The organism is Streptomyces sp. NPDC059003, assembly GCF_042740445.1.
In the GTDB taxonomy this organism is placed as follows: Bacteria; Actinomycetota; Actinomycetes; order Streptomycetales; family Streptomycetaceae; genus Streptomyces.
The window spans coordinates 1-5,720 of record NZ_JBHYJH010000316.1 but is presented as its reverse complement, the minus strand read 5'-3'; the positions used below and the strand labels follow the sequence as shown (position 1 = coordinate 5,720).

8 protein-coding genes are annotated in these 5,720 nt (G+C 73.5%); 7 read left to right on the top strand and 1 reads right to left on the bottom strand.

Features of this window, described 5'->3' with window-relative positions; translation table 11 throughout:
• Positions 1–107: 107 nt before the first annotated feature.
• Positions 108–743: a TIGR03085 family metal-binding protein gene (locus tag ACFWZ5_RS44365; RefSeq protein ID WP_384806525.1), complete on the bottom strand. Its 636-nt coding sequence runs from the start codon at positions 741–743 to the stop codon at positions 108–110.
• 82 nt (positions 744–825) lie between these two features.
• Here ACFWZ5_RS44365 and hisI point away from each other — a divergent pair, with 82 nt between their 5' ends.
• The 7 genes from hisI (at position 826) to trpM (ending at position 5,569) form a co-directional block, all read left to right on the top strand.
• Positions 826–1,200: a phosphoribosyl-AMP cyclohydrolase gene (gene hisI, locus ACFWZ5_RS44360; protein ID WP_384806523.1), complete on the top strand. Its 375-nt coding sequence runs from the start codon at positions 826–828 to the stop codon at positions 1,198–1,200.
• Between the two features lie 11 nt (positions 1,201–1,211).
• On the top strand, positions 1,212–2,720 hold the full coding sequence (locus tag ACFWZ5_RS44355) for an anthranilate synthase component I (RefSeq protein ID WP_384806521.1): 1,509 nt from the start codon (positions 1,212–1,214) through the stop codon (positions 2,718–2,720).
• A gap of 7 nt (positions 2,721–2,727) precedes the next feature.
• A complete protein-coding gene (locus ACFWZ5_RS44350; protein ID WP_384806519.1) occupies positions 2,728–3,375 on the top strand; it encodes a TIGR02234 family membrane protein in 648 nt (215 codons plus the stop codon).
• Positions 3,376–3,692: 317 nt separating this feature from the next.
• Complete coding sequence (locus ACFWZ5_RS44345; RefSeq protein ID WP_384806812.1) at positions 3,693–3,920, top strand: HGxxPAAW family protein; 228 nt, start codon at positions 3,693–3,695, stop codon at positions 3,918–3,920.
• Positions 3,921–4,023: 103 nt separating this feature from the next.
• Complete coding sequence (locus tag ACFWZ5_RS44340) at positions 4,024–4,455, top strand: DUF2752 domain-containing protein (protein WP_384806809.1); 432 nt, start codon at positions 4,024–4,026, stop codon at positions 4,453–4,455.
• 138 nt (positions 4,456–4,593) lie between these two features.
• On the top strand, positions 4,594–5,403 hold the full coding sequence (gene trpC, locus ACFWZ5_RS44335) for an indole-3-glycerol phosphate synthase TrpC (protein ID WP_384806806.1): 810 nt from the start codon (positions 4,594–4,596) through the stop codon (positions 5,401–5,403).
• A 7-nt stretch (positions 5,404–5,410) separates the two neighbouring features.
• Positions 5,411–5,569, top strand: a complete 159-nt coding sequence (gene trpM / locus ACFWZ5_RS44330) for a tryptophan biosynthesis modulator TrpM (protein WP_384806804.1) — start codon at positions 5,411–5,413, stop codon at positions 5,567–5,569.
• Positions 5,570–5,720: the final 151 nt, after the last annotated feature.

Here is a 5,720-nt window from a genome sequence, read left to right as displayed (position 1 = left end):
ATTCATAGCCCGTCCGGCGTTTGAGGACCAGGCCGAAGGCCGAGGAAGAGGGGGGTCTGGGGGCGGAGCCCCCAGGGAAGGGCGGGTGGGTGGGAGAGAGGGGCGGCCTAGAGGCCGAGCTGGCGGGTTTCGTGCAGCCTGGCGACCGCGTCCTTGTCGCCCTCCACCTCCACCTCCGCCGCATCCTGCCGCCCGAACGCGAACATCAGGAGCTCCGGCGGCTCACCGGTCACCGTGACGACGGGCACGCCCCGGTGGGCCACCGCCGTCTGCCCGTCGGGGCGGCGCAGGACAAGCCCCACGGGGGCCTTGCGCCCGATCACGCGGGCCATCCGCTCCAGACGGGACCAGAGGGCGTCGGAGAAGACCGGGTCGAGCTCACGCGGCGTCCAGTCGGGCTGCGCCCGCCGCACGTCCTCGGCGTGCACGTAGAACTCGACGGCGTTCGACGCCTCGTCGACCTGCTTCAGGTTGAAGGGCGAGAACCGCGGCGGTCCCGTACGGATGAGCTGGATCAGCTCCTCGTACGGCTTCGCGGCGAACTCGGCCTGCACCCGCTCGAGCCGCGCCGCGAGCTGCTTGATCACGATTCCGCCCGCGGCGTCCGCGCGCCGCTCGCGCACCACCACGTGCGCGGCGAGATCCCGGGTGTTCCAGCCCTCGCAGAGGGTCGGCGCGTCCGGTCCCACCGCCTCCAACAGGTCCGCGAGGAGAAGTCGTTCACGCTTGGCATGGGTCGACATGACGCCAGCGTACGACCGGCCGTCCGGTCCGGACAGTGGACGTCCGCCGGGCGGGACCCGCGGGCGCGGCACAATGATCCCCATGACCGGTACGCCCAGCACGCCTCCGCCCAGCAGCCTCGACCCGAAGATCGCCGCGCGCCTGAAGCGCGGCGCCGACGGACTCGTCCCCGCGATCGCCCAGCAGTACGACACCGGCGAGGTGCTGATGCTCGGCTGGATGGACGACGAGGCGCTGCACCGCACCCTGACGACGGGCCGCTGCACGTACTGGTCGCGCAGCAGGCAGGAGTACTGGGTCAAAGGGGACACCTCGGGCCACTACCAGTACGTGAAGTCGGTCGCCCTCGACTGCGACGCGGACACCGTCCTGGTCAAGGTCGACCAGGTGGGCCCGGCCTGCCACACGGGAACCCGCACGTGCTTCGACGCTGACGCGCTGCCGCTCGATCAGTAGGGTCGCCTCCCATGGACCTCGAAACCTTCCGCAAGCTCGCGGCCGACCGCCGAGTGATCCCCGTCAGCCGCAGGCTCCTCGTGGACGGGGACACGCCGGTCGGGCTCTACCGCAAGCTCGCCGCAGAGCGGCCCGGCACCTTCCTCCTGGAGTCCGCGGAGAACGGCCGCTCCTGGTCCCGGTACTCGTTCGTGGGCGTGCGCAGCGCCGCGACCCTGACCGTGCGGGACGGACAGGCGCACTGGCTGGGCGTCCCGCCCGTCGGCGTGCCCACGTCCGGCGACCCGCTCGCCGCCCTGCGCGCCACCATAGAGGCCCTGCACACCCCGCACGACCTGGTCATCGACGACCGGCTGCCGCCGTTCACCGGAGGCATGGTCGGCTATCTCGGGTACGACATCGTGCGCCGCCTGGAGAAGATCGGCCCGGGCGAGGTCGACGACCTGCGCCTGCCCGAGCTGACCATGCTGCTCACCAGCGACCTCGCCGTGCTCGACCACTGGGACGGCTCGGTCCTGCTCATCGCCAACGCGATCAACCACAACGACCTCGACACCGGCGTCGACGAGGCGTACGCCGACGCCGTCGCCCGGCTCGACGCGATGGAGGCCGACCTGTCGCGGCCCGTCGTCCAGCCCCCGGCCGCGCTCCCGCCCTCCGCACTGCCGGAGTACACCGCCCGCTGGGGCGGCCCGGACTACCAGCTCGCCGTCGAGGACATCAAGGAGCGCATCCGCGCGGGCGAGGCCTTCCAGGTCGTGCCCTCGCAGCGCTTCGAAACGCCGTGCCGGGCCTCCGCGTTGGACGTCTACCGCGTCCTTCGGGCCACCAACCCGTCGCCGTACATGTACCTGCTGCGCCTCGACGGGTTCGACGTCGTGGGCTCGTCGCCGGAGGCCCTGGTCAAGGTCGAGGACGGGCACGCCATGGTGCACCCCATCGCCGGGACCCGGCCGCGCGGCGCCACCCCGCAGGAGGACCAGGCACTCGCCGACGAGCTCCTCGCCGACCCCAAGGAGCGCGCCGAGCACCTGATGCTCGTGGACCTCGGCCGCAACGACCTGGGCCGGGTCTGCGAACCCGGCTCCGTCGAGGTCGTGGACTTCATGTCCATCGAGAAGTACTCGCACGTCATGCACATCGTGTCGACCGTCACCGGACAGGTCGCCGAGGGCCGCACCGCCTTCGACGTGCTCACCGCCTGCTTCCCCGCGGGCACCCTCTCCGGCGCCCCCAAGCCCCGCGCCATGCAGATCATCGACGAGCTCGAGCCGTCCCGGCGGGGCCTGTACGGCGGCTGCGTCGGCTACCTCGACTTCGCCGGCGACTCCGACACCGCCATCGCCATCCGCACCGCGCTGCTGCGCGACGGCACCGCGTACGTGCAGGCCGGGGCCGGTGTCGTCGCCGACTCCGACCCGGTCGCCGAGGACACCGAGTGCCGCAACAAGGCCGCCGCGGTGCTGCGCGCCATCCATACCGCCAACCGCCTGCACGACGCGCAGAGCCGTGAGGGATAGTGGACGGGTGACTTCTGCTGTCCCTCCGCCCCGTACCGAGGACGCGCCGCCGGCCGTCCAGGGCCGTGCCGCGCGCGGCGGCCGGCGCAGCCTCGCCGCCGCGCTGCTGCTCGGCGCCGCAGGCGCCGCCCTCGCGCTGCTCGCATCCCGGCAGTCGTGGGCCCACGGCACCGCGGCCGTGGCGGGCGGCGACTTCCCGCTGACCGCCAAGGGCAGCGACGTCACGGGCGTGCCCGCGGCCCTCGCCATAGTGGGCCTCGCCGCGCTCGTCGCGGTCTTCGCCGTGCGCCGCACCGGCCGCGTCCTCGTCTCCCTGCTGCTCACCCTGAGCGGCGTGGGCATCGTCGTCGCCGCGCTCTTCGGCGCCAAGGACAGCGACGCGCTCGACGAGAAGGCCGCCACCGCGTCCGGCGACGCCGCCGCCAGGATCGCCGACCTCACCCACACCGGCTGGCCGTACGCCGCGGCCGCCGCGGGCGCGCTGCTCATCGCCGCGGGCCTGCTCGCCCTCGTCCGCGGCCGCGCCTGGCCCGCGATGTCGGGCCGGTACGAACGCGACGGCGCCCCGCGCCCCAAGGCCCGCCGCGCCCCCGACCCGGACCGCCCCGAGGAGCTGTGGAAGGCCATCGACCGGGGCGAGGACCCGACCCGGTAGCCCTAGGGCCTGTCCGATGGGTCGGCGCGGCGTCGCGGCGTCTGGCACTTCCCCAAGCTCTCGGCTTCGTTCGAGCAGGGGAGGCCCCATTCGAGGACCTTCCGGCGCCTAGCGATCGCACGCTCCCCCAAGTTCTCGGCTTCGCTCGAACAGGGAGGTACCCCCCTGACGCCGCTCCTTGCACCACGCCGACCCATCGGACAGGCCCTAGCGGGCCCCGGGACGATCACCCGGCACCCGGTCTCATCGCACACTTCCGCGTACGGGACAATGGACCACAGCGTTCAATCACACGCACAGCTAACGAGGAGCAAGTCATGGCGGGAAGCCACGGACACGGACACACCCCAGCCGCGTGGACCGGTGTCATCATCGCCTTCATCGGTTTCTGCGTCGCGGGTGCCTTCATGGTGATGAGCAACCCGGTCGGCTTCTGGGCAGGGATCGCGCTCACTCTCGCCGGTGCGGTCGTGGGCGGCGCCATGCGCCTCGCGGGCCTCGGCCAGAAGTCGCACCGGCCGCAGGTGGCCCGCTCCGAGGGCTGACCCCCTCTCGTCGTACGCCGATGGGGCGCCCGGACACGGTTCCGGGCGCCCCATCGGCGTACCGGCCGGGGCGGACGCGCGGGGCGCGAGGGAGAATGCAGCGGTGAACGCTCAACCGGAGACCGGCACGGGCCCAGGCCCCGCACTGCGCCGCGCGGCCGTGCCGTTCGCCCTGCTCGGCGCCGTCGTCGCGGCCTTCGCGTACGTCGCCACGGTCGACCCGAACGAGCCCGGCCACTACCCGGCCTGCCCGCTCCTGTACTACACGGGCGTCTACTGCCCGGGCTGCGGCGGGCTGCGCAGCGCCCACGCCTTCGCCCACGGCGACCTCACCGCGGCCCTCGGCGACAACGCCCTCGCCGTCGCCGGCTTCGGGGCGTTCGCGGTCGTGTGGACGGTGTGGGCCGTGCGGGCCGCGCGCGGCAGGCCGACGCGCGTGGAGCTCGGGCGCGCGCAGCTGTGGGCCGTCGGCGCGCTGATCACGGTCTTCACACTCGTACGCAACCTGCCGTTCGGCGCCTGGCTGCACCCGTAGGACCGGCCCGCCGGGCCTGCGGCTGCCCCGGCTCGAATGTCCAGGTCGTGGGACCCGCGTCAACCGGATGCGGAGCCTACGCCCCGCTGCGGATACCATCGCAGTGACCATCGTTCCGCAGGGAAGGGGGCCGCTCGCGTGAGTGTGCTCGACGAGATCATCGACGGAGTCCGTGCCGACCTCGCGGAGCGGCAGGCGCGCGTCAGCCTCGACGAGCTCAAGGAGCGCGCGGCGAAGGCTCCCGCGGCCAAGGACGGCGCGGCCGCGCTGCGCGGCGACGGCGTCAAGGTCATCTGCGAGGTCAAGCGCTCCAGCCCGTCCAAGGGCGCGCTCGCTGCGATCGCCGACCCGGCGGGGCTCGCCGCCGACTACGAGGCGGGCGGCGCCGCCGTCATCTCCGTCCTCACCGAGCAGCGCCGCTTCGGCGGCTCCCTCGCCGACCTGGAAGCCGTGCGCGCCAAGGTCGACGTCCCGGTGCTCCGCAAGGACTTCATCGTCACCTCGTACCAGCTGTGGGAGGCCCGCGCGTACGGCGCCGACCTCGCCCTGCTGATCGTCGCCGCCCTCGACCAGCCCGCCCTGGAGTCGCTGATCGAGCGCGCCGAGTCCATCGGCCTGACCCCGCTCGTGGAGGTCCACGACGAGGAGGAGGCCGAGCGCGCCGTCGACGCCGGGGCCCGTGTGATCGGTGTCAACGCGCGCGACCTGAAGACCCTCCAGGTCGACCGCGGCACGTTCGAGCGGGTCGCCCCCGAGCTGCCCGCGGGTGTCATCAAGGTCGCCGAGTCCGGCGTGCGTGGCCCGCACGACCTCATCGCGTACGCCAACGCGGGCGCCGACGCGGTGCTCGTGGGCGAGTCCCTCGTCACCGGGCGCGACCCGAAGGCCGCGGTGTCCGACCTCGTGGCGGCCGGGGAGCACCCCGCGCTGCGGCACGGGCGGGGCTGACGCCGCCGTGCCCATCTCCGCCCGCCTCGCCCCCGGTTGCCGCCCGCGCGGCTGCCGGGCGCCGGCGCGGCGTGTGCATGGGCGGCGGGTGCGGTACGTCATCGGGGATGAGCCCGGGCAGGTGAACGGCATGCGATGGTGCCCGTTCACGCGTGGTCGTCTCTGAGGGCCTTCTTTCGCTGACGGTTGTTTCGGCACCGCCGGACCGCGTCGCGGGGGTTGCTCGCCGTCGCGGCGGATGGGAATTCCCCAAGCCCGCCCCTTCCCGAAACCAGGGGGCTTCGCCCCCTGGACCCCCGGGTGGGTGGGCCCTACCC